The 25,422-nt window shown below is 67.9% G+C and carries 17 protein-coding genes and 1 tRNA gene; 11 read left to right on the plus strand and 7 right to left on the minus strand.

The window, feature by feature from the left end:
- The coding region (locus RMCN_RS32010; RefSeq protein ID WP_322788616.1) for an IniB N-terminal domain-containing protein at nt 1–429 on the minus strand (429 nt) is incomplete at its 3' end.
- The gene (locus tag RMCN_RS19065) at nt 380–895 is read right to left on the minus strand and encodes an Rv0340 family IniB-related protein (RefSeq protein WP_067392484.1); all 516 of its coding nucleotides are present in this window, start codon (nt 893–895) and stop codon (nt 380–382) included. The genes RMCN_RS32010 and RMCN_RS19065, both read right to left, overlap by 50 nt.
- Before the next feature lie 265 nt (nt 896–1,160).
- Here RMCN_RS19065 and RMCN_RS19070 point away from each other — a divergent pair, with 265 nt between their 5' ends.
- The 6 genes from RMCN_RS19070 to RMCN_RS19095 all read left to right on the plus strand — a co-directional run bounded on the left by RMCN_RS19070 (nt 1,161) and on the right by RMCN_RS19095 (nt 13,183).
- Nucleotides 1,161–2,933: an Hsp70 family protein gene (locus RMCN_RS19070; protein WP_067392488.1), complete on the plus strand. Its 1,773-nt coding sequence runs from the start codon at nt 1,161–1,163 to the stop codon at nt 2,931–2,933.
- A 4-nt stretch (nt 2,934–2,937) separates the two neighbouring features.
- A complete protein-coding gene (gene iniR, locus RMCN_RS19075) occupies nt 2,938–5,478 on the plus strand; it encodes an isoniazid response ATPase/transcriptional regulator IniR (RefSeq protein ID WP_067392490.1) in 2,541 nt (846 codons plus the stop codon).
- Between the two features lie 106 nt (nt 5,479–5,584).
- On the plus strand, nt 5,585–7,297 hold the full coding sequence (locus RMCN_RS19080) for an Hsp70 family protein (protein WP_067392492.1): 1,713 nt from the start codon (nt 5,585–5,587) through the stop codon (nt 7,295–7,297).
- A gap of 136 nt (nt 7,298–7,433) precedes the next feature.
- On the plus strand, nt 7,434–10,523 hold the full coding sequence (locus tag RMCN_RS19085) for a heterodisulfide reductase-related iron-sulfur binding cluster (protein WP_067392494.1): 3,090 nt from the start codon (nt 7,434–7,436) through the stop codon (nt 10,521–10,523).
- Nucleotides 10,524–10,569: 46 nt separating this feature from the next.
- Nucleotides 10,570–11,844, plus strand: a complete 1,275-nt coding sequence (locus tag RMCN_RS19090) for a pyridoxal phosphate-dependent aminotransferase (RefSeq protein WP_064415191.1) — start codon at nt 10,570–10,572, stop codon at nt 11,842–11,844.
- Nucleotides 11,845–11,941: 97 nt separating this feature from the next.
- On the plus strand, nt 11,942–13,183 hold the full coding sequence (locus RMCN_RS19095) for a YibE/F family protein (protein WP_067392496.1): 1,242 nt from the start codon (nt 11,942–11,944) through the stop codon (nt 13,181–13,183).
- On the opposite strand, the gene RMCN_RS19100 is transcribed toward RMCN_RS19095, so the two are convergent.
- From RMCN_RS19100 to dcd, 5 genes are all read right to left on the minus strand, one after another.
- A complete protein-coding gene (locus RMCN_RS19100; RefSeq protein WP_067392498.1) occupies nt 13,180–13,923 on the minus strand; it encodes a maleylpyruvate isomerase family mycothiol-dependent enzyme in 744 nt (247 codons plus the stop codon). The two genes, RMCN_RS19095 and RMCN_RS19100, sit on opposite strands and share 4 nt — an antisense overlap.
- A gap of 132 nt (nt 13,924–14,055) precedes the next feature.
- The gene (locus RMCN_RS19105) at nt 14,056–15,366 is read right to left on the minus strand and encodes a cytochrome P450 (RefSeq protein ID WP_084377591.1); all 1,311 of its coding nucleotides are present in this window, start codon (nt 15,364–15,366) and stop codon (nt 14,056–14,058) included.
- Nucleotides 15,367–15,412: 46 nt separating this feature from the next.
- Nucleotides 15,413–16,750 (minus strand): UDP-glucose dehydrogenase family protein, encoded by a 1,338-nt coding sequence (locus tag RMCN_RS19110; protein ID WP_067392501.1) that lies wholly within the window; start codon nt 16,748–16,750, stop codon nt 15,413–15,415.
- A gap of 74 nt (nt 16,751–16,824) precedes the next feature.
- Nucleotides 16,825–18,471: a DUF7159 family protein gene (locus RMCN_RS19115; RefSeq protein ID WP_067392504.1), complete on the minus strand. Its 1,647-nt coding sequence runs from the start codon at nt 18,469–18,471 to the stop codon at nt 16,825–16,827.
- A 192-nt stretch (nt 18,472–18,663) separates the two neighbouring features.
- Nucleotides 18,664–19,236 (minus strand): dCTP deaminase, encoded by a 573-nt coding sequence (gene dcd / locus RMCN_RS19120; protein ID WP_064346781.1) that lies wholly within the window; start codon nt 19,234–19,236, stop codon nt 18,664–18,666.
- Nucleotides 19,237–19,281: 45 nt separating this feature from the next.
- On the opposite strand from dcd, the gene RMCN_RS19125 reads away from it, so the two are divergent.
- From RMCN_RS19125 to RMCN_RS19150, 5 genes are all read left to right on the plus strand, one after another.
- Nucleotides 19,282–19,355, plus strand: a tRNA-Gly gene (locus tag RMCN_RS19125).
- A 385-nt stretch (nt 19,356–19,740) separates the two neighbouring features.
- Nucleotides 19,741–20,886 carry a glycosyltransferase 87 family protein gene (locus RMCN_RS19130; RefSeq protein ID WP_234787716.1) on the plus strand — a complete coding sequence of 382 codons (1,146 nt, stop codon included), beginning with the start codon at nt 19,741–19,743 and terminating at the stop codon, nt 20,884–20,886.
- Nucleotides 20,887–20,989: 103 nt separating this feature from the next.
- Entirely contained in the window at nt 20,990–22,330 is a 1,341-nt protein-coding gene (locus RMCN_RS19135) for a lipase family protein (RefSeq protein ID WP_067392510.1), read from the plus strand.
- Nucleotides 22,331–22,386: 56 nt separating this feature from the next.
- Nucleotides 22,387–23,451 (plus strand): ABC transporter substrate-binding protein, encoded by a 1,065-nt coding sequence (locus RMCN_RS31585; RefSeq protein ID WP_234787717.1) that lies wholly within the window; start codon nt 22,387–22,389, stop codon nt 23,449–23,451.
- 120 nt (nt 23,452–23,571) lie between these two features.
- Nucleotides 23,572–25,416: a serine/threonine-protein kinase PknD gene (locus RMCN_RS19150; RefSeq protein ID WP_067392516.1), complete on the plus strand. Its 1,845-nt coding sequence runs from the start codon at nt 23,572–23,574 to the stop codon at nt 25,414–25,416.
- Nucleotides 25,417–25,422 lie beyond the last annotated feature (6 nt).

Genomic DNA, 25,422 nt, shown 5'->3' on the forward strand with positions numbered 1-25,422 from the left:
CTGGGCGGCCGAGACGTTGCCGAAGCCGGCCTGGTGGAGTTCGCGGTCGGGGTCCGCCACGAACGCGGCAGCGGAGACGGGGTCGCGGAACAGGTTCAGAAACCAGTCGATGAGGTTCATGTCGGATCCTTTCGAAGATGTCGGTCTTGGTCTGGTCGCCGGGCTGTCCGGCGAGCTGAGAACCACGTTATGGCGGTCGCGGCGGCCCTGAAACGGGGTCGCGGCCCCTCCCTGCGCGGCAGCGTCCCGGGATCGGAGTAGGGGCGCCGTTAGGGGATTAGGGGATGGCTGGGGGGTACTCGGGAGAGCCCGCATTCTCGCGTCGAAACGACAAATGCGCGGCCCCTTAAGGGGCCGCGCATTCGGTCGGTACTGCGTTTCAGTCGAAGATGTCGAATCCGCCCGCGTCGATGTCGAGCTGCTGCACATCGGCCACCGCGTCGCTGAAGTCGTCGATGGTCGGGACGTCGTCGACGACGTCGGAGACCACCGGCTGGTCCAACTCCAGCGAGGTGTCGTCCGCGCCGGCGACGCTGGGAACATCCGGCTCAGCGAGTTCGGGGACCCCCGGGTCGGAGATCAACGCCGCGGACACGTCGTCCACCACCTCGGCCGGTACGTGATCGCCGAACGCGTCGAAGGCGGCGGTGGCCGCTCCGCTGCTCCAGACATTGCTCGCGGCTTCGGCGATACCGCCGTCCAGCGCGGTCGGAACGGTCGTCGGAAGCGCCGACATGGACTCCGACACCACCGGGATCAGGGCGTGGACATCGGCACTGGTCACGTTCGTCAGATTGGCGTCGAGAATGGCTTGATCCGGATCGGCGGCGAAACGCGCAGCGGCGTCGGGATCACGCACCACCGACATGACAAAGTCGAGTAACTCGTTGGCCATGAAACACCCTCCCTCCCTCAAACAGATATATGTGGCTAGAGACCAGATATATGTGGCTAGAGACAAGGCCTAGCCGAGTGGCCTGCCACGATGCTATCGACGGCGAACGCCGCGGTGATCGGTGCGAAACCCACCTGCTCGGCCGCGTCGTTAGGGGATGCCGCGTTAGGGGATTTTCTCCCACTAGGGGCAGCTCCCGTGTCCGAAGCCATCGAGCCGCTATCGTGATGGCCGGGTTCGAATGCACCCAAATGCAAAGGTGGAGATGAGCGACTCACTCGGGTTGTCGATCGGTTCGACCAATTTGGTCGCGGCCCGCATCGGCCGTCCACCGGTCATGCGCCGATCGATACTCACCATATTCGACGATCGCGCGCCGGAGGTCGGCGTCCCGGCCGAGAACCCCAACCTGAACCAACCGGGCATGGTGCTGAGCGGTTTCGTCGAACGCGTCGGCGACCCGGTGCCGTTGGTGGCCGCCGATGGTTCGCCGCATCGTGGCGAGCGGGTGCTGGTCGAGGCGCTCGACGCCATGGCGCGCACGGTCGGCGGCGGTGCACCGGTCGTGATCGCGGTGCCCGCGCACTGGGGAGCCGCCACGACTGGCGCGCTGCGGGGGGCCCTGCGTGCCGCGCCGGGCCTGGCTCCCGACGGGGTGGCGCCCACGCTGGTGCCGGATTCGGCGGCCGCGCTCGCCGCGCTTCAGGCCGCGCCGGGGTTGCCGTCGAGCGGCGTGGTGGTGCTGTGTGATTTCGGCGGCAGTGGGACCAGCATCAGCCTGGCCGACGCGGGGGCCGACTTGGGCCCGATCGGAGAAACGGTCCGCTACGCGGACTTCTCCGGCGACCAGATCGATCAGCTCCTGCTCAACCACGTCGTAGCGGGCATCGCGGCGGCCAACGACGCCGACCCCGCGGGCACCGCCGCCGTCAGTTCCCTGGCCCGGCTGCGCAACGAGGCCCGCGTGGCCAAGGAACAACTGTCGGCCGATACCGCCGCGGTCGTGCACGCCGACCTGCCCGGCTTCACCTCCGATGTGCGCGTCACCCGCACCGAGCTGGAGCAGCTGATCAGCGAGCCGCTCGACGGGTTGCTCAATGCCGTCCAGGAGACGTTGCAGCGCAACAACATTGCGCCGGCGAACGTCTCGGCCGTCGCGACCGTCGGCGGTGGGGCCAACATCCCGATGGTCACCCAGCAGCTGTCGACCCGGCTGCGCGCACCGGTCATCACCACGCCGCAGTCCCAACTCAACGTCGCAGCGGGCGCCGCGCTGATCGCCGACGCCGCCGACGCGGCCACCGGGATGGCTGCCGCCGCCGATGCCCCGACCGGGATGGCGCCGACGAGCATGTCGGCCGCCGCGTGGGCCGCCGGAGCCGCAGGCGTCGCGGCCGCCGAGTCGGCCGCCGACGGTGCGGGCTCGGCGACGTTCCGCGCGCTGGCGTGGTCGCAGGACGACTCGCCCGCCGATGAGCCGGTCCCCTATGCCGGTGAGGATTACACGTTCGAAGCGGGGGGAACCGGCGCTCGCCCCGCGATGGGGTTCGCCCACGAGGAAGAGCAGTACGAACCGGAACCCGAACCGCTGCCGTGGTACCGCAGGCCGGTGGTGCTGTTCGGCGCGGCGGCCGCGGCCGCACTGCTGGCCGCCGGTGGTCTCGCGGTCACGCTGACCGGTACGACCGGCGACAGCTCCCCCGTCACCGAGACCGCTACTACCTTCGAGTCAGGACCCTCACCGGAGACGACGACTTCGGTTGCACCACAGACGGTTACCGTCACGGGAACCGATGGGCGCCCGACCACCAGCGTGGTCCCCCCACCGCCGCCCCCCGAGACGACGACCACGACGACCACGACGCCACCCACCACCACAACCACGACCACCACAACGACAACCACCACCACTCAGCCCACCACCACGACGACGCGTCCCACCACCACGCAGCCGACGACCACCCAGCCGCCGACCACCGACCCGCCCACCACATCGGTCGAACCGGAGCCGGACATCCCCGTTCCGGACGCGCCATAGACCCATGACCGCGTCGGACCCCCGGCCGGACATCCCGCCGCCCGCGCGCGAGGCGGTCGCAGGATTGGCGGCCGCGCCGACCGAGCCGGTCAAACTGCTCGTGTCGGGCGGGATCGGCACCGGTAAGAGTTCGGTGCTGACCGCCGTTCGAACCGCACTTCGCGCCGCGGGCGTACCCGTGCTCACCCGCATCCCGCGTGTCGATGACGATCCGGGGGCCGCCGTCGTCATCGACGATGCCCAGCTGCTGGACGACGACGAACTCGACCAGCTCGCGCAGCGGGTGTCGGATCTGCCTTCGACCCTCGTCGTCAGCAGTGAGCCCATCGCGCACCGCCCGGCGATACGTGCCCTGTTCACGGCGATCGAACGCGAGAACCCGATCGTCAGCCTCGGACCACTGCCCCCGGGAGACGTGACAAGCCTCGTCGCCGAAAAGCTGGGTGGCACACCGCCATCGGACATGGTGCGGTCCCTGGTCGTGGCGACGGCGGGCCTGCCGTTCCTGCTGCAGCCGGCGATAGCGGCCGTCACCGACCCGCAGGACGAGGCACCGGCGACGGCGATCCTGCAGGCGGTCACGTACGCGTTGACCGAACGGTTGCGCCGCCTCGACGACGCGACGCTCGACACCCTTCTGGTCACCTCGCTGAGCAGAGAACTCGGCCCCGACGACATCGCTGCGGCGTTGCGGATGGACGCCGAGCAGGCGTACGCGGTGGTCGATCGTGCCCGCGCCACGGGTCTGGTCGAGCCGTCCCACAGCCGAGCCTTCGCGCGGACACTGCACCGCTGCGTGGCCCAGATTCTCGGCACCGCACGGCATCACGACACCGAGGTCGCGCTTCTGGTGTCGCAGCTCGAATCGTCCACGCTCACAACCCAGTTAGCGCTCCAGCTGGCCGAGCACGGCCTGCGCGACGATCGGTTGGCGACCGCGCTGGCCGATATGGCCGCCCGCAGCCATGGCCAACCAGCAAGGGCGGCAAGGCTTTACCGCGCTGCCGTCGATGCGGGGGCGACCACGCTGAGCCCGCGGCTGGCCGACGCGCTGGCGCTGACCGGTGACTGCGGCACCGCGGGCCGCCTCACCGATCAGCTGCTCGGCTCCGAGGATGCGGCCGAAAAGGCCGCCGCGGTCCGGATCGCGGCCAGCATCGCCCTGCACGACGGCAGTGCAGCGCAGGCCGCGGACCTGTTTCGCTGGCTGGGCCCGTATCCGGACGCGTTCGTGAGTGCGGCGGGCGCGGTGGTGACCCTGGCCGCCGGTGACCTGCCGGCCGCCCGGGCGGCGTTGTCCGCCGAGAGCGCCGGCCCACCCACCTCCACGGCCCGCGCCGCGCGCAGCCTCGCCGAGGGCCTGTTGATGTCGTTGGACGCGCCGTACCCCGCCGCCGTCTCCCGGTTGGGGCAGGCGATCACCGCGGATCAGCCCGCGGCGGGCGTGGCCCCGGACAGTCCCGCGGCGCTGGTGACCCTGGCCGCCCTGCACGGCGGTGATCCGGTACGGGCCCGCAGCGTGATCGCCCGGGCGGTGCGCGCCGGTCTCGAAGACGGTACGGAGGCCGCGCTTTTCGTCGCCCGCAGACACCGGCTGCTGCTGGGCTGGGTGCGGATGCAGGACGGGCAACTGCCCGCAGCGACGTCCGACGTGGCGGTCGCGTGCGCGGACGCCGATACTTCGCCGCTGCACCGCCGCGACTCGCTGTGGGCAGCCGCGCTGCAGACAGCGATCGCCCGGCGCAGCGGTGACACCGGCGCCATGCAGAAGCACTGGTACGCGGCGGTGGAGGTGCTCGCCGAGTACTCGATGGACCTGTTCTCCCTACTGCCGCTGGGTGAACTGTGGGTGGCCGCATCCCGGATGCGCCAGATCGACCGGCTGCAGCACACCCTCGACGAGGCCTTCGCGCTGCTCGGCTCCCTCGGCGAGCCCGTGTTGTGGTCGACTCCCCTGCACTGGGCCGGGGTGCACGCGGGCATCCTCGCCAACGCGCCGGACGCGGTCGCCCCGCACGGTCAGGCGCTGACTGCCGCTGCCGCGCACAGCGCCTTCGCCAAGACGCTGGCTACTGCGGGCCGAACCTGGTTGCGGGTACTGGCCAATCATGTCGACATCGACGAGGTCACCACGGCTGCGCGGCTGCTTGCGCAGGTCGGCCTCACGTGGGATGCGACCCGGCTGGCCGGTCAGGCCGCACTGCAGACCCCCGATGGCCGGGTGTCCGGCGCGATGCTGCAGCTCGCACGCGATCTGAAGCAGACCGTCGCCCCCGACGACGCACCCGGGGCCGACCAGCTCGCGGCTAACCAGACCGCGCGGGCCGGCTCGGCGCGTCCCGTGTCGTCACGACTGTCCGACCGCGAGCGCGAGGTCGCCGAACTGCTGCTTCTCGGCATGCCCTACCGCGACATCGGGACACAGTTGTTCATCTCGGCGAAGACCGTCGAACACCACGTCGCCCGAATCCGCCGTCGGCTCGGCGCGGAATCCCGCTCGGAGATGTTGTCGATGCTGCGGGCCATGTTGTCTCCGCAGTCGTGATCCCCCAGCCCACCGTCATCCCCTAACGGCAATCCCCTAACCGCCGTGTCCGACGACGGGTCCGGCACCGGATTCGCCCGCCTGCGAAGCGCCATAGCGTCATGCCATGTTCAATCACCAGGCAACCCCGGACCGGCCGCTGGGTGTTTCGGTCGGCGCGACCTACCTCGCCGCGACCCGGGACGGACACGCCGCGGTGATCCGGCCTTCCGAGCTCACGCTGCACGGGCAGCGACTCACCGGGTTCGTCGACCGCATCGGCGACCCGGTTCCGCTCATCGCCCCCGACGGCTCCGCCCATCGCCCCGAGCAACTGCTCGCCGAGGCGTTGCGCACGGTCACGCAGTCGGCCGAGGACGTCACGGTCGCCGTACCCGCGCACTGGCGTCCGTCGGTCGCCGACTCCTTGCGCCACGCCCTGGGCGGCGACGTGCCGGTGGTGTCGGACGCGACCGCCGCTGTGGCCGCGCTGAACGCCGAACCCGGGCTGCCCTCTCGCGGCGTCGTCGTGCTCTGCGACTTCGGTGGCAGCGGCACCAACATCACGCTCGTCAACGCGTCCTCGGACCACGCGGTGGTCGGCGAGACCGTCCGGTTCGCCGATCTTTCCGGCGATCTGGTGGATCAGGCGCTGATGGCACATGTGATGACGCCGTTGCCTGCTGACACCGACCCGTCCGGAACGGCTGTCGTCGGTTCGCTGGCGCGGCTACGCGACGAGTGCCGCGCCGCCAAGGAGCGGTTGTCGGCCCACACCGCGACGGCCGTCGCCGTCGCTCTGCCCGGACACCACGCGGACGTCAGGGTCACCCGCGCCGAGCTCGAGGGGCTCATTCAGCGGCCGGTCACGGATTTCCTTGCCGCAGTGGATGAAACGCTTGAACGCTACGGGGTTCCGGAGGCCGCGGTTTCGGCGGTGGCGACCGTCGGCGGCGGCGCACGTATCCCTCTGCTCACGCAGAAGCTGTCTGAACACCTGCGAGTACCGGTAGTGACCACCGCGCGGCCGCAACTGGCCGCCGCCGTCGGGACCGCTCTGATCGCCCAGCGCCGGCGCGTCGTCGACCCGGAGACCACGCTCGCGCCCGCCGGGCTCGATGAAGCCACCGTCCGGGTCGACGCCGGATCGTCGTCGGCCACGTTCGGCGCGCTGGCCTGGTCCGAGGACGACCAGCAGGATGCGCCCCTGCCCTTCACCGATTCGCGCCCCGAACTTCACTTCGAGCATGAGCAGTGGCAGGAGGAGGCGGCGGCACCGCGACGCTCCCCGCTCGTCCTGTTCAGCCTCGCGGCGGCCGCCGCGGTGGTCACGACAGCCCTGTTCGGCTTCACGCAGTTGCGCGGTGACACCGCCACCCCGGTCGAGGCGGCGACCGTCCTCAGTCCCGCGGCCACGCCGCCCCCCACGCCTGCGGCGCCGGCTCCCACTCCAGTACCCCCGGCGCCGCAGGCCCCTCAACTCACCACGGTCGTCGTGCAACCCGCGCAGCGGTCGTCCACACCCCAGCACCGCAGCCCGCGCCCGGCACCGGCCGCGCCGATGGCGCCCGCAGCACCGCCCTGGACACCCACGCCACCGACGAGCGCCCATCCGTCACCGGAACCCGAGACCCCACCGTCCAACCCTGAGCCGCCGACCAACCCCGAGCCGCCGACCGATCCGCAGACCCCGCCGGTGCCTGACCCTCCGCCGATCGATCCCGGGCCCGGTAACGGCGCTCCATCACCCGAGGGCGATCCCGTCGTGCCGGATTCGAGCGACGAGCAAACGGGTACCGACACGGTGCCCGACGAGTCCAGCCCGACCGACGGTGCGTAGTTAGGACAACCTTCGTAGCGGTGTTTCCTTTGGAGATGCAACTATGACTCCCGGGCTTGAGCAGGCCTGAGTTAAGTTACCCGACGGTAACTAACGATAAGTTACCCTTGAGTAACTTGAGAATGGGAGGCGCGCGGTGGATACGCAGATGCTGATCAGGCTCGTCGTCGGGCTAGGGCTGACGGCCCTCGTCCTGGTCTTCGCCGCCAAACGCGTGCTCTGGCTGACGAAGTTGATCCGCTCCGGTGCACCCACCAGCCCCGAGAACAACCGCAAGGACAACCTCGGCAAGCGCATCACCACGCAGATCGAAGAGGTCTTCGGGCAAACCCGACTGCTGAAGTGGTCCCTGCCCGGGCTGGCCCACTTCTTCACGATGTGGGGCTTTTTCATCCTCGCATCGGTCTACCTCGAGGCGTACGGCCTGCTCTTCGACCACGACTTCCACATCCCGATCATCGGCCGCTGGGACGTTCTGGGCTTCCTGCAGGACTTCTTCGCCGTCGCGGTGCTGCTCGGCATCATCACGTTCGCGATCATCCGGGTGAGGCAGGAGCCCAAGCAGCACGGCCGCGACTCGCGGTTCTACGGATCGCACACCGGCGGCGCGTGGCTGATCCTGTTCATGATCTTCAACGTCATCTGGACCTACGCGCTGGTGCGCGGCGCCGCGGTCAACACCGACGCCCTGCCCTACGGCAACGGCGCGTTCTTCTCCCAGTTCATGGGGTGGTTGATGAGCCCGCTGGGCTACACCGCCAACTCGTGGATCGAGACCATTGCGCTGCTGGCCCACATCGCGGTGATGCTGATCTTCCTGCTGATCGTCCTGCACTCCAAGCACCTGCACATCGGCCTGGCGCCGATCAACGTCACCTTCAAGCGGATGCCCGACGGGCTCGGCCCGCTGCTGCCCGTCGAGTACGAGGGCAAGCAGATCGACTTCGAGGATCCGCCCGAGGATGCGGTGTTGGGCCGCGGCAAGATCGAGGACTTCACGTGGAAGGCCTACCTCGACATGACCACGTGCACCGAGTGCGGTCGGTGCCAGTCGCAGTGCCCGGCGTGGAACACCGGTAAGCCGCTGTCGCCCAAGCTCGTGATCATGAACCTGCGCGACCACCTGTTCGCCAAGGCGCCCTACATCCTCGGCGACAAGGAGTCGCCGCTGGAGAACACCCCCGAGGGCGGCCTCGGCGAGGAACTGCGCGGCGAGAAGAAATCCGAAAAACATTCGCACGACCACGTCCCCGAGTCCGGCTTCGAACGGATCCTCGGGTCGGGTCCCGAGCAGGCCACCAGGCCGCTGGTGGGCACCGAGGAGCAGGGCGGGGTCATCGACCCCGACGTGCTGTGGTCCTGCACGACGTGCGGTGCCTGCGTCGAGCAGTGCCCCGTCGACATCGAGCACATCGACCACATCGTCGACATGCGCCGCTACCAGGTGATGATGGAGTCCGAGTTCCCAGGCGAGCTCGGCGTGCTGTTCAAGAACCTGGAGACCAAGGGCAACCCGTGGGGCCAGAACGCCAAGGACCGCACCAACTGGATCGACGAGGTCGACTTCGACGTGCCGGTGTACGGCAAGGACGTGGAGTCGTTCGACGGCTACGAGTACCTGTTCTGGGTGGGCTGTGCAGGCGCTTACGAGGACCGCGCGAAGAAGACCACCAAGGCCGTGGCCGAACTGCTGGCCGCCGCGGGCGTGAAGTACCTGGTGCTCGGCGAGGGCGAGACATGCAACGGCGACTCGGCGCGCCGCTCGGGCAACGAGTTCCTGTTCCAGCAGCTGGCCGCGCAGAACGTGGAGACGCTCAACGAGTTGTTCGAGGGCGTCGAGCGGGTGGACCGCAAGATCGTCGTGACCTGCCCGCACTGCTTCAACACCCTGGGGCGCGAATATCCGCAGGTCGGTGGCAACTTCACGGTGCTGCACCACACGCAGCTGCTGAACCGGCTGGTGCGCGACAAGAAGCTGATTCCGGTCACGCCCGCTGACGGTGGGGCGGATATCACCTACCACGATCCGTGCTACCTGGGACGGCACAACAAGGAGTACTCGGCGCCGCGTGAGCTGATCGGGGCGTCCGGCGCGAAGCTGACCGAAATGCCTCGGCACGCCGATCGGGGCCTGTGCTGCGGCGCCGGCGGGGCGCGGATGTGGATGGAAGAACACATCGGCAAACGCGTCAACACCGAGCGCACCGAGGAGGCCATGGACACCGCCTCGACCATCGCGACCGGCTGCCCGTTCTGCCGCGTGATGATCACCGACGGTGTGGACGAGGTCTCGGCCGCCCGCGAGGTGGAGAAGGCCGAGGTGCTCGACGTGGCCCAGCTGCTGCTGGGTTCGTTGGACAAGAGCACCATCACGCTGCCGGAGAAGGGCACCGCGGCCAAGGAGGCCGAGGAACGCGCCGCCAAGCTGGCCGCCGAAGCGCCCGTCAAGGAAGCCCCCGCCGAGGCCGAAGCCGAGGCGCAGGCCGAGCCCGAGGCCGCGCCCTCCCCGAAGGCCGAGGCCGCCACGGCGACCGAAACCAAACCGGTCAAGGGCCTCGGAATCGCCGGCGGCGCCAAGCGACCCGGCGCCAAGAAGACCGCCGCTCCCGCCGGCGACAAGCCTGCGGGCGACGAAAAGCCCGCTGCCACAGCAGCACCCGCGAAGGGGCTCGGGATCGCCGCAGGCGCCAAGCGGCCCGGTGCCAAGAAGGCCGCGCCGGCGGCGCAGGCGGCTCCCGCCCAGACCGAAGCCAAGCCGGAGGCCGGGCCCGAAGCCGCGGCCAAGCCGGAGCCCGAGGTCAAGGGACTGGGCATCGCGGCAGGCGCCAAGCGGCCCGGTGCGAAGAAGAAGTCCCCGGCCGCGTCGCCCAACGAGGGCGAGGCGACCGTCACCCAGCCGCCGAACGTGGACCCGGACAAGGCGGCGCCGGGGGCCAAGACCGATACCGCCGACTCGGATCGAGGCCTGGAGCCCAAGCCCGAACCTGAGGTCAAGGGCCTCGGCATCGCCCCGGGCGCGCGCCGGCCCGGGGCCAAGAAATCGGCCGCACCGGCACAGCCGCCCGCCGAGTCGAAACCCGCTGCCGCGCAACCGGAGCCGAAGGATGACGGCGAATCGACCGCTGCCCCTGAGCCTTCCGGCGGGGACAACGGAGACCAGCCCGAACAGCCTCCGGTGAAGGGTCTGGGAATCGCCAGGGGCGCTCGTCCCCCGGGTAAACGATGACCTGCTGACCGGCGATTTTGGTTAATCGCTGGACAAAAGTGAGAGCATGAACGACGTGACCACCCACCACGTGCCGATCCACGCCGCCGGGCACGGACCGCGCCAGCGCACGTTCACGCAGTCGTCGAAGCTGCAGGACGTCCTGTACGAGATCCGCGGACCGGTGCACGAGCACGCCTCACGCTTGGAGGCCGAGGGTCACCGCATCCTCAAACTGAACATCGGCAACCCCGCGCCGTTCGGGTTCGAAGCGCCGGACGTGATCATGCGCGACATCATCCAGGCGCTGCCGTATGCCCAGGGCTACTCCGATTCCAAGGGCATCATGCCCGCGCGGCGCGCGGTGTTCACTCGCTACGAACTGGTCGAGGGCTTCCCGCGATTCGACGTCGACGACGTGTACCTCGGCAACGGCGCGTCCGAGTTGATCCAGATGACGTTGCAGGCGTTGCTCGACAACGGAGACCAGGTGCTGATTCCGGCGCCCGACTATCCGCTGTGGACCGCGTGCACCTCGTTGGCGGGCGGCACCCCGGTGCACTACCTGTGCGACGAGACGCAGGGCTGGATGCCCGACATCGCCGACCTGGAATCCAAGATCACCGAACGCACGAAGGCGATCGTCGTGATCAATCCGAACAACCCGACCGGCGCGGTGTATACGCGCGAGATCATCACGCAGATCGCCGATTTGGCGCGCAAACACGAGCTGCTGCTGCTGTCCGACGAGATCTACGACAAGATTCTCTACGACGACGCCGAGCACATCGCGACGGCATCGGTGGCACCCGATGTGCTGACCCTGACCTTCAACGGATTGTCGAAGGCATACCGGGTGGCGGGCTATCGGGCGGGCTGGCTGGTGATCACTGGGCCCAAGGAGAACGCCACCAGTTTCATCGAGGGAATCAGCCTGCTCGCGAACATGCGATTGTGCCCGAATGTTCCTGCGCAGCATGCGATCCAGGTCGCTCTCGGTGGGCATCAGAGCATCGAGGAGCTGGTCCTGCCTGGCGGCCGGCTGCTGGAGCAGCGCGATGTGGCCTGGCAGATGCTGAACGAGATTCCCGGGGTGTCCTGTGTGAAACCTCAAGGGGCGCTGTACGCCTTCCCGCGGCTGGATCCCGAGGTCTACGACATCGTCGACGACGAGCAGCTGGTTCTGGATCTACTGCTGCAGGAGAAGATCCTGGTCACCCAGGGCACCGGGTTCAATTGGCCGACACCGGATCACCTGCGCATCGTGACGTTGCCGTGGGCCCGCGAACTGGCGAACGCGATCGAACGGCTGGGCAACTTCCTGGTCAGCTACCGGCAGTAGCGGCGCCCCGGTAGGCGAGCGCTCAGCTACGTACGGGCAGGGGGCCGCGCAACCGGTACATCAGTGAGCGCTCCGCGGCTGCCTCTACCCTGGCCGGGTGGCGCACTCACACTCCCACTCCCACTCCCACTTTCCGACCGGCCCGGCCCCGCTGGGACCGATCGCTGCGAAGGTCGTCGTCGGCCTCCTGATAGCGATAGGCGTGGCGGTCCTGGCGGGAACCGCGTGGCTGTGGCCGAGCCAGCAGAAGACCGAGATCCCGCTGCCGTTTCAGAACGCCGAGGGCGGCGCCGTCACCACCGAAGCGGGGCTGGTCCGCTCGAGCAGCACCACGACATGCGGCAGCCCGTCGGTTGGTCAGGTGCTCACCGCCGATCCGGTGCCGGCCGCGGGTGGTGCTGCCGAGTGCGTACAGGCGCTGATTGCCATCGAATCCGGCCCCAACAAGGGTGCGGCGACCCTGCTCGAATTCAGCGGCGGCCCCGGCCAACCCAACCTCGCCCCCGGTGACGAGGTCAGGATCAGCCGTCAGGTCGACGCGACCGGCACCACCACCTACTCGTTCTACGACTACGAGCGGACGTGGCCGCTCGTCGCGCTCGCCGTGGCGTTCGCCGTGGTGGTCGTCGTGGTCGCCGGGTGGCGGGGGTTCCGCGCGCTCATCGGCATCGTAGTCGCGTTCCTCGTGCTCGTGGTGTTCATGCTGCCGGCGCTGCGCGACGGCGCCGCGGCCGTCCCCGTCGCGCTGGTGGCCTCGGCGCTGATCCTCTACGCCGTCATCTACCTGGCCCACGGTGTGAGCTTGCGTACCAGCGCGGCCCTGCTCGGCACACTCACCTCGCTGCTGCTTGCCGCCTTCCTCTCCTGGGGCGCAATCGAATTGGCTCACCTGACGGGTCTTTCGGAAGATCGCAACAACGAGGTCGCGGCCTACCTGGGCAACGTGTCGATCACCGGCCTGCTGCTGGCCGGTTTCATCATCGGGTCGCTCGGTGTGCTCAACGACGTCACGGTCACCCAGGCCTCGACGGTGTTCGAGCTCGCCGAGCTCGAGGGCAGCTCGCGGCGGACCATCTACCTGGGCGCGATGCGCGTGGGACGTGACCACATCGCGAGCACGGTCTACACGCTGGTGTTGGCGTATGCGGGTAGCGCATTGCCCTTGCTGCTGTTGTTCAGCGTGGCCAATCGGGCCCTGGGCGACGTCCTCACCAGCGAGAGTGTCGCCATCGAGATCGCGCGCTCGGCGGTCGGCGGCATCGCGCTGGCGTTGTCGGTACCGCTGACGACGGGCATCGCCACGGTGCTGGCGACACCCGCTCGCGCCCGACGCGGCTAGAAGCCGGTGCGCTCCAGCCACGCGTCCCACACCGCGGTGTCGCCAAACACCTCGATACCGCTGTCGGCGGCCGTGCGCCGGCGCGTGATCGCCAGCAGCAGGTCGCCGGCGCTCCCACGCAGAGCGGTGTCGGCCTTGCTGTGGTTGTGCGACCACCAGAGTCCGTCCTCGTCGTGGACGATGGTCCACTCCCCGGTCGGCCCCAGCCCGTCGTCGGTGGCGTGCATGTGGATGCTTCTGCCGCGATCCAGCGCGGATTGCGCTCCGGGGCCGGCCATCAATTCGACCCATTCGCTGATCGCGTCGGCGGCCAACTCGGGCGATGGGTTGAAGTCGGCCCCAAGGGCCAGCACCGCATCCGCGTGGTGAACGGTGACCTCGTGCAGCCGGCGGCGGATCCACCAACCCGCCGGGCGCGAGCCGCGGAAGGTCCATACGCGGGTCGCCGCCCCCGCCCGCTCGACCGCGTCGACCACCAGTTGCGCGCCCTGGTTGAGCCAGTCGATCGCGCCGTCGGGGTCGTCGGGTGGTTTACCCTCGCGCACCTCGCGCGGATCCAGCGCCGACATCCGGCGTTCGGCGATGATCTGTGCCGCCCACCGGTTTCCGCGACCGACGTGGCGGAACAGGTGTTTGAGCGTCCAGTCGGGACAGGTCGGCACCGGCGTCGAGGGGTCGGCACTGCGGATCAGTTCCCCGAATTCGCGGGTCTGGTCGAGCAGCGCGGCTCGGAAATCCACGCCCCCGAACGTACTCAATACTCGACGCGGAAGCCCCCGATAATGCCGATCTCGTTGCCGTCGAAATCTTCGATCTTCGACAATCGCACACCCTTACTGGCTGCGACGATTTCCTCGGGATCGAGGCCGCGCTCACGCAGTCCGGCGAGGTGGCGCTCCAGCGGTCCCCAGGGCAATCAGCAGCGACGCCCACCCCCGCAGCACCCGCGTCTCACGCCTGCTGCCCTCACCTGCCAGTCGCGCGCCGGGGAAACGCTCGAAGAACGCCCGCAGCCCTACCTCGCCCTCAGCGCGGGCCAAAGCAGATCCGAGGCAGAAATGCCTGCCACCGGAGAACGACAGGTGTCTTCCGGCGTTCTCGCGTTCGAGGTCGAAGCGGTCCGGGTCGTCGAACACGTTGGGGTCGCGGTTGGCGCCGGCGATGTAGATGAGCACGACCCTGCCGCGGGGGATCCGGCAGCCCGCGATCTCGGTGTGCTTCGTCGCCCTGCGCGCGGTGAGCTGCACCGGCGGGTCCAGGCGCAAGATCTCCTCCACGGCGGTCGGCCACAGCTCGGGCCGCTGCGCCAGGGTCTCGAGATGCTGCGGGTGATCGAGCAGCATCCGGATTCCGTTGCTCAGCAGGTTGACCGTCGTCTCGAACCCCGCGGCCAGCACGAGGCCGGCGGTAGCCATCAGTTCCTGCTGGTTGAGCCGGGCAGCCTCGTCGGACGCCGCGATCAGCTGGCTCATCAGGTCGTCGCCGGGGTTGCGTCGCAGCGCTTCGAGGTGCCCGGACAGCCAATCGTTGAAGCCGACCACGCTGCGGTACACGGTGCGGTACTGCGGCCAGGTCAGGCCGATGTCGAGGCTCGCCGCCCCGCGTTCGCCGAACTCCAGGACACGTGACCTGTCGGCGTCGGGAACGCCCAGAATGTCACCGATCACCGCGACCGGTAACTGGGCGCAGTAGCGGTCGACGATGTCGACGGTGCCGGCTCCCGCGAGTTCGTCGAGGAGAGATTCGGCGGTCTCCTGCACCCGGTCCCTCAGCGCGGCAACGGCTCTGGGGGTGAACACCGACGACACCAGCTTTCGGTACCGGGTGTGGTCCGGGGGTTCAACCGCCAATATCGACGGCGGCTCGAGGGGATGAAGCAGGTCGGTTTTGGTGCGGTTCGCCACCCATTGCACCGGTTTGGGCAAGTTGGAGCCAATCGGCAGAACCTCGAAGTCATCGCTTCTCAGCAGGTCGTTGGCGATCGCGTGGTCGACGGTGAGGTGCACGATGGCGGCCTCCACCACCGGCCCCCGCGCGCGCAGATCGTCGGCGAACGCGACCGGATCGGCTCGAACGGTCGGATCGGCGATCATCCGGCCCTGGGGATCGCCACGGCGGGCGAGCAGCTTCGAGGCACCGCGCACGAACCCGTGCACCGCAAGCCATCGGATTCGGTGACGGATGGGTCCGCCGTGCCGCGCCGGACGAATCGGTTCCACGCGGCCGAGCCTACCGATTCTGAGGCGTCACGCCCCTGCCCAGGCAGTGGATCTGCCAGCCGGCTTGCGTCCAACGGTCGATGTCGAGGCAATTGCGGCCGTCGACAACGACTTTCGCGCGTACCGCACCGGCGAGGTCGGCGGGGTCCAATTCGATGAACTCGCGCCATTCGGTGAGCACCAGTACGGCATCGGCCCGGTCACACGCCTCGGCGGCCGACGTCGAATAGGTCAGCGTCGGAAACTGGCGGCGGGAGTTGTCCATCGCCTTCGGGTCGTAGACGGTGACGGTGGCGCCCTTGAGTTGCAGCATTCCGGCCACGTTGAGAGCCGGCGAGTCGCGCACGTCGTCGGACTCGGGCTTGAACGCGGCCCCCAGAATCGCGATGTTGGCGCCGAGCAGCGATCCTCCGCACGCGACGGTCGCCAGTTCCACCATCCTGCTGCGCCGCCGCATGTTGATGGCGTCCACCTCGCGCAGGAACGTCAGGGCATGGTTGGCGCCGAGTTCACCGGCGCGGGCCATGAACGCGCGAATGTCTTTGGGCAGGCAACCGCCTCCGAAACCCAGTCCGGCGTTGAGGAAGCGGCGCCCGATCCGCGGGTCATATCCCAACGCGTCGGCGAGAAGCGTCACGTCGGCGTCGACGGCCTCGCAGACTTCGGAAATCGCGTTGATGAACGAGATCTTCGTGGCGAGAAAGGCGTTGGCCGACACCTTGACCAGCTCGGCGGTCTGCAGATCGGTGACCAGCAGGGGGACCCGCTGATCCAGCAGCCGGGCGTACAGTTCCCGGATCGCCGCCTCGGCGGCACACGAATTCGGTTGTACGCCAAGCACAATGCGGTCCGGATTCAGCGTGTCATGCACGGCGAAGCCCTCGCGCAGGAACTCCGGGTTCCAGGCCAACTCGACGTCGACTCCAATCGGCGCCAACGCGCGCGCCCGGTTCCCGAGTTCGGCGGCGGTACCGACCGGCACCGTGGACTTGCCGACGATGACGGCCGACCGGCGCAGCCGCGGAACCAGCATGTCGATGACGGCGTGGACATGACGCAGATCGGCGGCGAACTCCCCCTTTTTCTGGGGCGTCCCGACGGCGAGGAAGTGCAGGTCGGCGAACCCGGCCGCGGCGTCGTAGTCGGTGGTGAACATCAAGCGTCCAGCGGATATGTTGTCGCTCAATACTTTCCGCAGGCCGGGCTCGTAGAACGGGGTTTCGCCCGCTGCGAGTTTGGCGACCTTGCCGGTATCGACGTCGACGCCGAGCACCTCGTGGCCCAACTCGGCCATACCCGCCGCGTGGGTGGCTCCCAGATATCCCGTGCCGAAAACGGTGCACCGCATACCGCCTTGATATGCAGCCCCGATGAGCTAACCGCTACGCGACACTGATCGCGCGGCCAACGGCAGGTTACGAGCTAGCGGCACAACCCCAGGAAGCAGTTCGATCCGCCGCGACTCGATCCATCCGAGCCCGGCCCGCGGGAGGATCCGCCGTCACTCGAACCGCCCGAACCCGGCCCGCGAGAGGATCCGCTGTCACTGGACCCACCGGAGCCGCTACCGGGATAGCGGTCCGAGCCACTGCCCGGGTAACCGCCCGATCCGCTACCGGGGTAGCTGCCGGAGCCACTGCCGGAGCCGTTTTGCCACGGCGGCAGCTGAGGCCTGGGCAGCTCGGGCTCCTCGGGCGCGTCCCGCCACGGCGGAGTCCAGCTCGGCACCTTGGGCGTCCATCTCGGCGGGGTCCACGGGTTCTGCGGTCGCGGGTAGTACTGCGGCGGTGCGATCACCGGCGGTACGTACACCGGAACCGGGGCCGGAGCGACGGGCGCCGGAGCCACGGGTGCCGGTGCAGGCGGCGGTGCCGCGGGCGCAGGCGCGGGCGGCGGGGCTTGCGGCGCTGGTGGTGGCGCCTCGACGTAGACCGTCCGCGGCGGCGCCTGCGGAGCAGGCTGCTGCTGGACGACAGGAACGGGAGCCTTTATGGTCTCCGCCTTCGGGGGCGGGGGCGCCTGAACCGGCTGCGCCTGTTCGGTCGGCGGAGGCGGTGGAGCGGGTGCAATGCTGCTGGGCACGATCGCGCTCTGCCCCGGGCTCGGCCGCTGGTCGGCCGTCGGCCGGATACTGACCGCGAGCGAGATCACGAGCGCGACAACGCCGACCACGAAGATCGACGCCATCGCGCTACCGACGAGCAGGAAGGGCTTGCGGTCCTCGTTGGCCGCGGCGGACAGGTCGGTCCGCGATGCGTAGTCGCCGATGTAGGCGCCGTCACCGCCGGCGGGCGCCAGCTGGGTTTCCGCGCCAGCGAGCCCGGCGTACACCGAACCCGCGGTGGTGCCGTCGGGGTCCTGGGAGTACGCGAGTCCGACGGTCGAGGCCTCCAACGGGGGCGCGGCCGCGGCGGCCAGCGCCGCACCACGCGCCAGCGCCATCTCCGGCTCGTCGGGCGCGTGCACCGGCAGGCTCACCAGATGCTCGAGATGGCTCTTCACCGAGCTCACGTCGACGCCCGATCCGATCACGAACATGCCCTGCGGTGCGTTGTCCTGGGCATCGACGGCGGCGGCCATGTCGGCGAGCACCGCCATCGCGTCCTGGCTGTGCAGGCTACTGGCGAGCACCTTGACCACGGATCCGTCGTCGGTCTGCACAACCGACAACGTCGCGGTGTCGCGGTCGATGAACAGCAGTGCGGTGGTCTCGTATCCGACCGCCCGCCCGACGGCCTGGGCGAGTGCGGCCGCGGCGTGCCCGTCGGAGACGAGCATGACGTCGTCGATATCGCGGGCGGCGAGCGCATCACGCAGCTGCGCGGCCTCGGCGTGATCGCTCCACGTGACGCCGATGGCCTTCAGATCATGGCCACCCGCCTCGGCGCTCTCCTTGGTGCCGAGTACGGCGTCCACCACCTGGGCGGCGGCACCCGATGTTGCTGAGCCGTCACTTCCGCTGACCTCGAAGACGTCGTGGTCGACGGTGGCCCCGTCGGCCATCTCGCCTTCGACCAGCACCATGCGGACCGTCGTAGGTGTCATCGACACACCCAGAACGATGTCCACTGCCCCTCCAAAAACGTTTGCTACCAAGCCTGGATCGCCGATCGGCATCTCGCCACGCACAGGTCGGCGACTAGTAGTTCATCGCCGTGAGCAGCACAGGCGTTACGCCTCCACCGACATTTGCTGGGGTCGAAGCTGCCGACGTTGGTATCTCGACCCTACTCGTGTCAACGGCCGTCCGCGCCGAGCGGTTCAACTGGACTTGATGAAGTTCTGGTACGACCGCGACGGGGTCGGGCCGCGTTGGCCCTGATACTTCGAGCCGACGCGCGCGCTGCCGTACGGGTGCTCGGCGGGGCTGGTCAGCCGCAGCAGGCACAGCTGGCCGATCTTCATTCCGGGCCACAGTGTGATCGGCAGATTCGCGACGTTCGACAACTCGAGCGTGATGTGCCCGGAGAACCCGGGGTCGATGAACCCCGCGGTGGAGTGCGTCAACAGACCCAGGCGGCCCAGGGAGGATTTGCCTTCCAGCCGGCCCGCCAGGTCGTCGGGCAGGGTGCACAGTTCCAATGTCGAGCCGAGCACGAACTCGCCGGGGTGCAGCACGAAGGGCTCACCCGGGTCGGCTTGGACCAGGGTGGTCAGCTCGTCCTGCTGCTTGGCCGGGTCGATGTGGGTGTAGCGCGTGTTGTTGAAGACGCGGAACAGGTTGTCGAGGCGGACATCGATGCTGGACGGCTGAACCAGGGAGTCGTCGAACGGATCGAGCCCCAGTCGCTCGGCAGCGATCTCGGCGCGGATGTCGCGGTCGGAGAGCAGCACCCGACGAGCCTAGCGGCTCGGATGTTAGCCTTCGTGCTCAAACAGGCCGGTGTAGTTCAATGGCAGAACATCAGCTTCCCAAGCTGAGAACGCGGGTTCGATTCCCGTCACCGGCTCCACGAACCCACACTCGTCGGCATAGTCGCGTCTGCCGATGCCCCTTGAATGAACTACGGGTGTGACGGGGCATCAATTACTCCAGAACCGTTTGCCGAACACCGCGGCGGGAACAGACGTCCGGGGGCCGTTCGAAACAGTGCCGACCGAGAATGCCTCATCCCCGGTTCGCGGGGAGGCGCTATCAGGATTGCCCGCGATGTCCGCCCGCAAGAAATGTCCGGGCAACGAATACGGCACTGATGTAGGAGTCGCCCAATCGTGCAGGCCAATCCCGTCGCTCGCCCCGTCTCTCCAGCGGTCCGTGTGGTGGGGCCGGTCGTCCTAGTGCTTGGGTTGGCGTTGTACGTGGTCGCATACCTTCGGTGGCCCAGCCTGATCAGCCAGGTGGACCTGCAGGTCTACCGGTTTGGAGCACTGCGCGTCTGGGATGGTCAAGACCTGTATTCGGTGGGGATGACCGGAGATTCGAACACGATGCTGTTCGCCTACACGCCGTTCGCCGCTCTGTGCTTCCTCCCACTGATCGGGTTGGGCCAGCCTGCCATTCTCGCCGTTGGCCTTCTGCTGAACGTGGCCGCCGTGGGCTACATCGTCCACCGGATGCTCAGTGCTGCAGGAATCACGACCGCAACCGGTTTGTGGGGGTTGACGGCGCTTTTGACGGCTCCGATCATCTGGCTCGAGCCTGTCCGTCTTTCGCTGCAGCTCGGCCAGATCAATTTGCTCATCATGGCTATCGTCCTGGCCGATGTGCTGACGCAACCGCCCCGTAGGTGGACGGGAATAGGTATCGGGATCGCCGCCGGGATCAAACTGACACCCGCGCTCTTCATCGTGTTCCTCGTCGCAACCGGGCGGCGTCGCGAGGCAGTCATCGCTGGCTTGACCTTCGTCTCGACCGTCGCGGTCGGGTTCGTAGCACTACCCGCCGATTCGAACGAGTTCTGGCTGCGAGGGCGGTTTCAAGATGTACGACGGATCTCCAGTGACCCCCTGGCGAATACCAGTTTGACCGGACTCCTCGCGCGCCTCGACTGGGCGACGCGGTGGGAGAGCGCGGCCGGAGTCATACTCGCGATCTTCGCCATCGCGATCGCCGCGGTGGCGTGGCGCCGGGGTCATTTGCTCTTGGGCGTCGCCATCGCGGGCATGACCTCGGCCGCCGTGTCGCCTTTCAGCTGGAGCCACCACTGGGTGTGGTTCGCGCCGCTCCTTGTTCACCTTGGGGTTCTCGGCTTCGTGCATCGCTCGCGCGCCGCGGTGCTGGCCATGTGGACGCTTGCTGCGGCCTTCGGGGGGTGGTTCATCGCATCGAGAAGCTCGCCTCCACAGGCAGGCCTGATGTCCCTGCGCCACCCGGGAACGTGGGATCAGCTTCTTCCGGCGGCTTATCTTTTCGCCCTTTGCATCGTGCTCATCTGCAGCGTGTACACGATCTGGCGGGGACGACAGCACCTGCCGGCCCCAACGATCGGCGTTGACGGAATGGCGGGACACGCTGTCGGCCAAATGCGAGCTCAGCAGCGTTGATCGGCTGACGGACGGTTGGCAGCCCGCTACCGCGGGTAATGCATCCCCCGGGCGGCGGCGACGCGCGCGCTGTCAATAAAACGCCGAGGGGGCCGTCACACCCATGGACAACTCATCCACGCCAGTCAAGGAAGCAACTCCGCCGCACCACAAGCTGCGCCTCGGCGAACCTCCGCTCCCACCGGATGACGACCCGTTCTACCGAGCACCACAGGGTTACGAGCACGCGGACCCGGGCACGGTGTTGCGATCCCGCGACGTGGAGATCGGATTTCTCGGTCTCGTCAGCCAACGAGTGAAAGCCACTCAATTGCTGTACCGGACGACGAATCTGCACGAAGAACCGGAAGTCGCCGTGACGACGGTGCTCGTCCCGTCACAGCGCGAGTCGGACGTCGCTTGCCCGGTCCTCTCGTACCAGTGCGCAATCGACGCCGTCGCGTCGCGATGTTTCCCCTCGTTCGCCATGAGGCGAGGCGCGCGACCGATCGGTGCGTTCGTCCAAGCCGAGTACTTGTTGGTGATCGCCGCGCTGGCCGAAGGCTGGGCGGTTTGCGTACCGGACCACGAAGGCTGTCACGGCATGTGGGGTGCTCCCGTCGAACCCGGCTACCGGATTCTGGACGGCCTGCGTGCCGCGATGCGCTGCGAGCGCCTGGAATTAGCGCCCTCCGCACCACTGGGTCTCTGGGGTTATTCGGGGGGAGGCTTGGCCTCGGCGTGGGCGGCCGAGCTGTGTGAGCGCTATGCACCGGAGCTCAATATCGTTGGCGCCGTGCTGGGTTCACCTGTCGGCGACCCAGGGAGTGTGGCGCGCCGCCTCAACGGCAGCTTCTTCGCCGGTCTGGCCGCGCTGATGATCTCCGCGTTGATCCAAGTCTTCCCGGGCGCACAAAACGTCGTCAACGAGCACGCAACCGACGAGGGCAAGGCCTTGCTCGAAAAGTTGCAGACAATGACGACAGCGCAGGCCGTTTGGCAGTTGCGCAATGTCGACATCGGGTCGTACGTCGACATGTCGGCCGACGAGTTGTGGGACCTGCCCGAGGTGCGCCACATCTTCGACGAGACCAAGCTCGGCAAGTCCAGGCCCAAGCCCCCCGTGCTTGTCGTGCAGGCGGTGCACGACGGGATCATCAGCGTCGACGACGTCGATGCCTTGGTGGCCGAGTATGAACGCATGGGCGCCGCAGTCACCTACCACCGCGATCGATTCTGCGGTCACCTGCTTTTGCACCCGCTGTCGGCGCCCATGACGCTGAGGTGGCTGCGCGATCGCTTCACCGACCGACCGGTCGACGAACACAGAACGCGCACCATGTGGCCGACCTTGTTCAACCCGTCGACGTACTTGGGTATGGCCAAGTTGGGCATCATCACCGCAAAGGTTGCCCTCGGACGCTCCGTCGAACGCCAACCGCTGTCGACGACGGATGCTCAGTAACCAACGAACCCGGTCCTCGTCGCGTACGGTCAGCGCAACCTACAACGAGGAGACCCATGCCACCCAAGAGCGCTCGACGCAATGCGATGTGCTTGATCGCCGTCGGTACCGCCAGTGTGCTCTCGCTCGCGGGCTGCACCTCCGCCGTAGCCCAACCGGGCGCGCCAAGCACCGGGGAGTCGCTGCGCATCGTGCTGGGTTCACAACCACATCCGTCCCAGATCCCGCTGGTCTACGGCGTAGACCGCTACGGACCCGACTTCGGGCTGACCCTCAGTACCCAGCAGAACATCATCCAGTACGACACCCACACCGACGCGGTACAGACCTTGCGCGACAACGAAGCCCAGGTCCTGGCGACGTCGGTGTCCGCGATCCTGGATGCGCGTGAGCACGGCGAAGACGTCAAGATGTTCTGCCCCTACGTCAGCATGGACGACTTCGTCCTTGCCGGCGCCAACGGTGTGAACAACGCCGGCCAGCTGTTCGAACCATCGACGCGGGTGGGCATCGACAGCCCGGGCGGCTCGGGCGCCATCGTGCTCAACGCGCTGCTGAGCGGCATCGGCGAGCACCGCGACGTCCACGAGATTCCGAATCCGGTGATCCTCGAAAGCTCCCGCCTCCGACTCGATGAGTGGGTCGCAAGCCAGCTGGACGCGACGGTCATTCACGACACGCAGTACGACGGTGCGAAGGCGATGGTGAATCAACCGGTGTTGATCGCGACCCTCTTTGACAATGCCCCGGGCTTCATCAAGGTAGCCCAGGCCGCCCGTGGGGATTGGCTCGCACAGAACCGCGAGCTCGCCGCCAGATACTGTGCCACCACGTTGCGCGCGATGCGGACGCTGAAAAGCGACTACGCCGTGTTCCGAAGCGCGGTCGACGAATATGTCGAAGCGCCCCCCTCCGAAGAATCACTCAGAGAGCTGTTCGACCTCATCCAGCAGCACCCTTTCTGGACCGACGGAGGCGGGCTCACCGACGACAGCGTGAGGTTCATGATCGACATCGCGAGGGAATCGGACGTCCTCACCGGACCCATGAATGCCGCCGACGTCGTCGACCGTCAGACGTTGAACCGGGCCGTCGAACTCGCCAACATGCCAACGCAATAGTCGGCCGATACCGCAGAAGTCATCCAAACGTCATCGCGCAACTGCTGCCTCGTTGACGTTTAGACTGGTTAAATAGGCGCGTGGAGGCGTCCGTCGCGAGAGAGCCGATTCAGCAACGCTATGGATGACACGGTCAAAGACGACGGCGGCGCCACACAAGGCGCGAGCCCCGGCGATACACCGCCGCGCGGACGCGTCGAACGCGACGAGAAACCCACCAGGCACTTCGGCCGCTACGGATTGCTGTCGCTGCTGGGCGCCGGTGGCATGGGCCAGGTGTGGCGGGCACGTGATTCGCAGACCAATCGCGTGGTCGCGCTGAAGGTGCTGCCCGAGCACTCTGCCAACGACCAGGAGACGCGCGAACGGTTCCGGCGGGAGTGCGAGGCGGTGGCACAGCTGACCGAACCGCACATCATCCCGATCCACGACTTCGGCGACGTGGACGGTCGGCTCTTTCTCAACATGCGGCTGGTGGACGGCACGGACCTTCGGACGCTGATCAAACAAGAAGGCGCACTGGCCCCGGCACGCGCGGTCGCAGTCATCACCCAAGTGGCAGGCGCGCTTCAGGCGGCCCACGACGTGGGTTTGGTGCATCGCGACGTCAAACCCTCCAACATCTTGGTGTGCACCAACGATTTCGCCTACCTGATCGACTTCGGCATCGCTCATGCCTCGGGAGACGCCACGCTAACCAAGGCCGGCGAGACCATCGGTACGGCGGCCTACATGGCTCCGGAAGCCATCGGCGCAGCCGTGAAGACCCATTCGCGCGTAGACGTGTACGCGCTTGCCTGTGTGCTCTACGAATGCCTCACCGGCGGACCGCCATTCACCAGCGACATGGGTGTGCAGGGGTTGATCGGTCATCACCTCCACACTCCCCCGCCGCAGCCCAGTGCCAGCGACGCAGACGTGCCCGCGGCTTTCGACGCGGTGATCGCCAAGGGAATGGCCAAGAACCCCGACGACCGATATGCAAGCGTCCAGGACCTGGCCCTGGCCGCTCGGGCGGCATTGGGCGACCCCACCGCCGTCCCCAAGACCTCGAATCCGATTCGGAAACGCCTGCCACGCAAGGCTATCGGCGTCATGTCTGCGGCCGTGGTGGCGGTGGCCGTGGTTGTGGTCGCGGGAGTCATGATCGTCGGACGACAATCGTCGGACGCCGACAGCGCTGCACCAACGCCGGTCGGTCAAGGTTTCTCATCGCAAATACCGTTGCCGTTCAACGGACTTCGAGTCTCGGCAGGAATCGCGGTCGAGGCCGACGGAACCACGTACGTCACCGGCATCGGCATCGACCAGGTGATGCGATTGGAGCCCGGCGCAGCGACGGCGACCCCGCTGCCGATCGAGGGTCTGAAGAATCCACGAGATATCGCGGTGGATGCGAAGGGCGATGTCTACGTGACCGACTCGGGTAACGACCGAGTGATGTGGCTTCCCGTCGGCGCACCTGCGGCAACCCAGCTGCCGTTCAGCGGCCTCAACGATCCGCGCGGCATCACCGTCAAGCCCAACGGCGACGTCTACGTCGTCGACCGCGGGAACAATCGGGTGTTGTTTCTGGCGAGCGGCGCCACCGCTCCGAGTCCGGTACCGTTCACCGACCTCAACGATCCCCGCGGCGTGGCAGTTGGTCCGGCAGGTGGTGTCGTGGTCACCGACACCGGCAACAACCGGGTGCTGCAGCTGGCGGCGGACTCGACGGAGGCCACTGCACTACCGTTCGCCGGGGTGAACGAGCCGCACGGTGTGGCTGTCGACTCGGAGGGCAACGTCTACGTGACCGACCGCGGGAACGCCGGGATCGTCGAGCTGCGGCCCGGTACGAGTGCCGCGTTTCCGCTGCCCTTCACGGGGCTCAACGACCCTCAGGGGGTGGCGGTCGACGCGGCGGGCAACGTCTATGTCACCGACGTGGGCGCCAATCCCGTGGTCAAGCTCTCGGTCGGCTGATACAAC

The sequence above is a fragment of the Mycolicibacterium novocastrense genome, assembly GCF_001570485.1.
Taxonomy (GTDB): domain Bacteria; phylum Actinomycetota; class Actinomycetes; order Mycobacteriales; family Mycobacteriaceae; genus Mycobacterium; species Mycobacterium novocastrense.

What these genes read in the sequence shown, in the direction of transcription:
- RMCN_RS19080 (WP_067392492.1), top strand. Translation starts at nt 5,585, where the DNA reads ATGTTCAATCACCAGGCAACCCCGGACCGGCCGCTGGGTGTTTCGGTC.
- RMCN_RS19070 (WP_067392488.1), top strand. Translation starts at nt 1,161, where the DNA reads ATGAGCGACTCACTCGGGTTGTCGATCGGTTCGACCAATTTGGTCGCG.
- RMCN_RS19150 (WP_067392516.1), top strand. Translation starts at nt 23,572, where the DNA reads ATGGATGACACGGTCAAAGACGACGGCGGCGCCACACAAGGCGCGAGC.
- RMCN_RS19135 (WP_067392510.1), top strand. Translation starts at nt 20,990, where the DNA reads ATGGACAACTCATCCACGCCAGTCAAGGAAGCAACTCCGCCGCACCAC.
- RMCN_RS19110 (WP_067392501.1), bottom strand. Translation starts at nt 16,750, where the DNA reads ATGCGGTGCACCGTTTTCGGCACGGGATATCTGGGAGCCACCCACGCG.
- iniR (WP_067392490.1), top strand. Translation starts at nt 2,938, where the DNA reads ATGACCGCGTCGGACCCCCGGCCGGACATCCCGCCGCCCGCGCGCGAG.
- RMCN_RS31585 (WP_234787717.1), top strand. Translation starts at nt 22,387, where the DNA reads ATGCCACCCAAGAGCGCTCGACGCAATGCGATGTGCTTGATCGCCGTC.
- RMCN_RS19065 (WP_067392484.1), bottom strand. Translation starts at nt 895, where the DNA reads ATGGCCAACGAGTTACTCGACTTTGTCATGTCGGTGGTGCGTGATCCC.
- RMCN_RS19090 (WP_064415191.1), top strand. Translation starts at nt 10,570, where the DNA reads ATGAACGACGTGACCACCCACCACGTGCCGATCCACGCCGCCGGGCAC.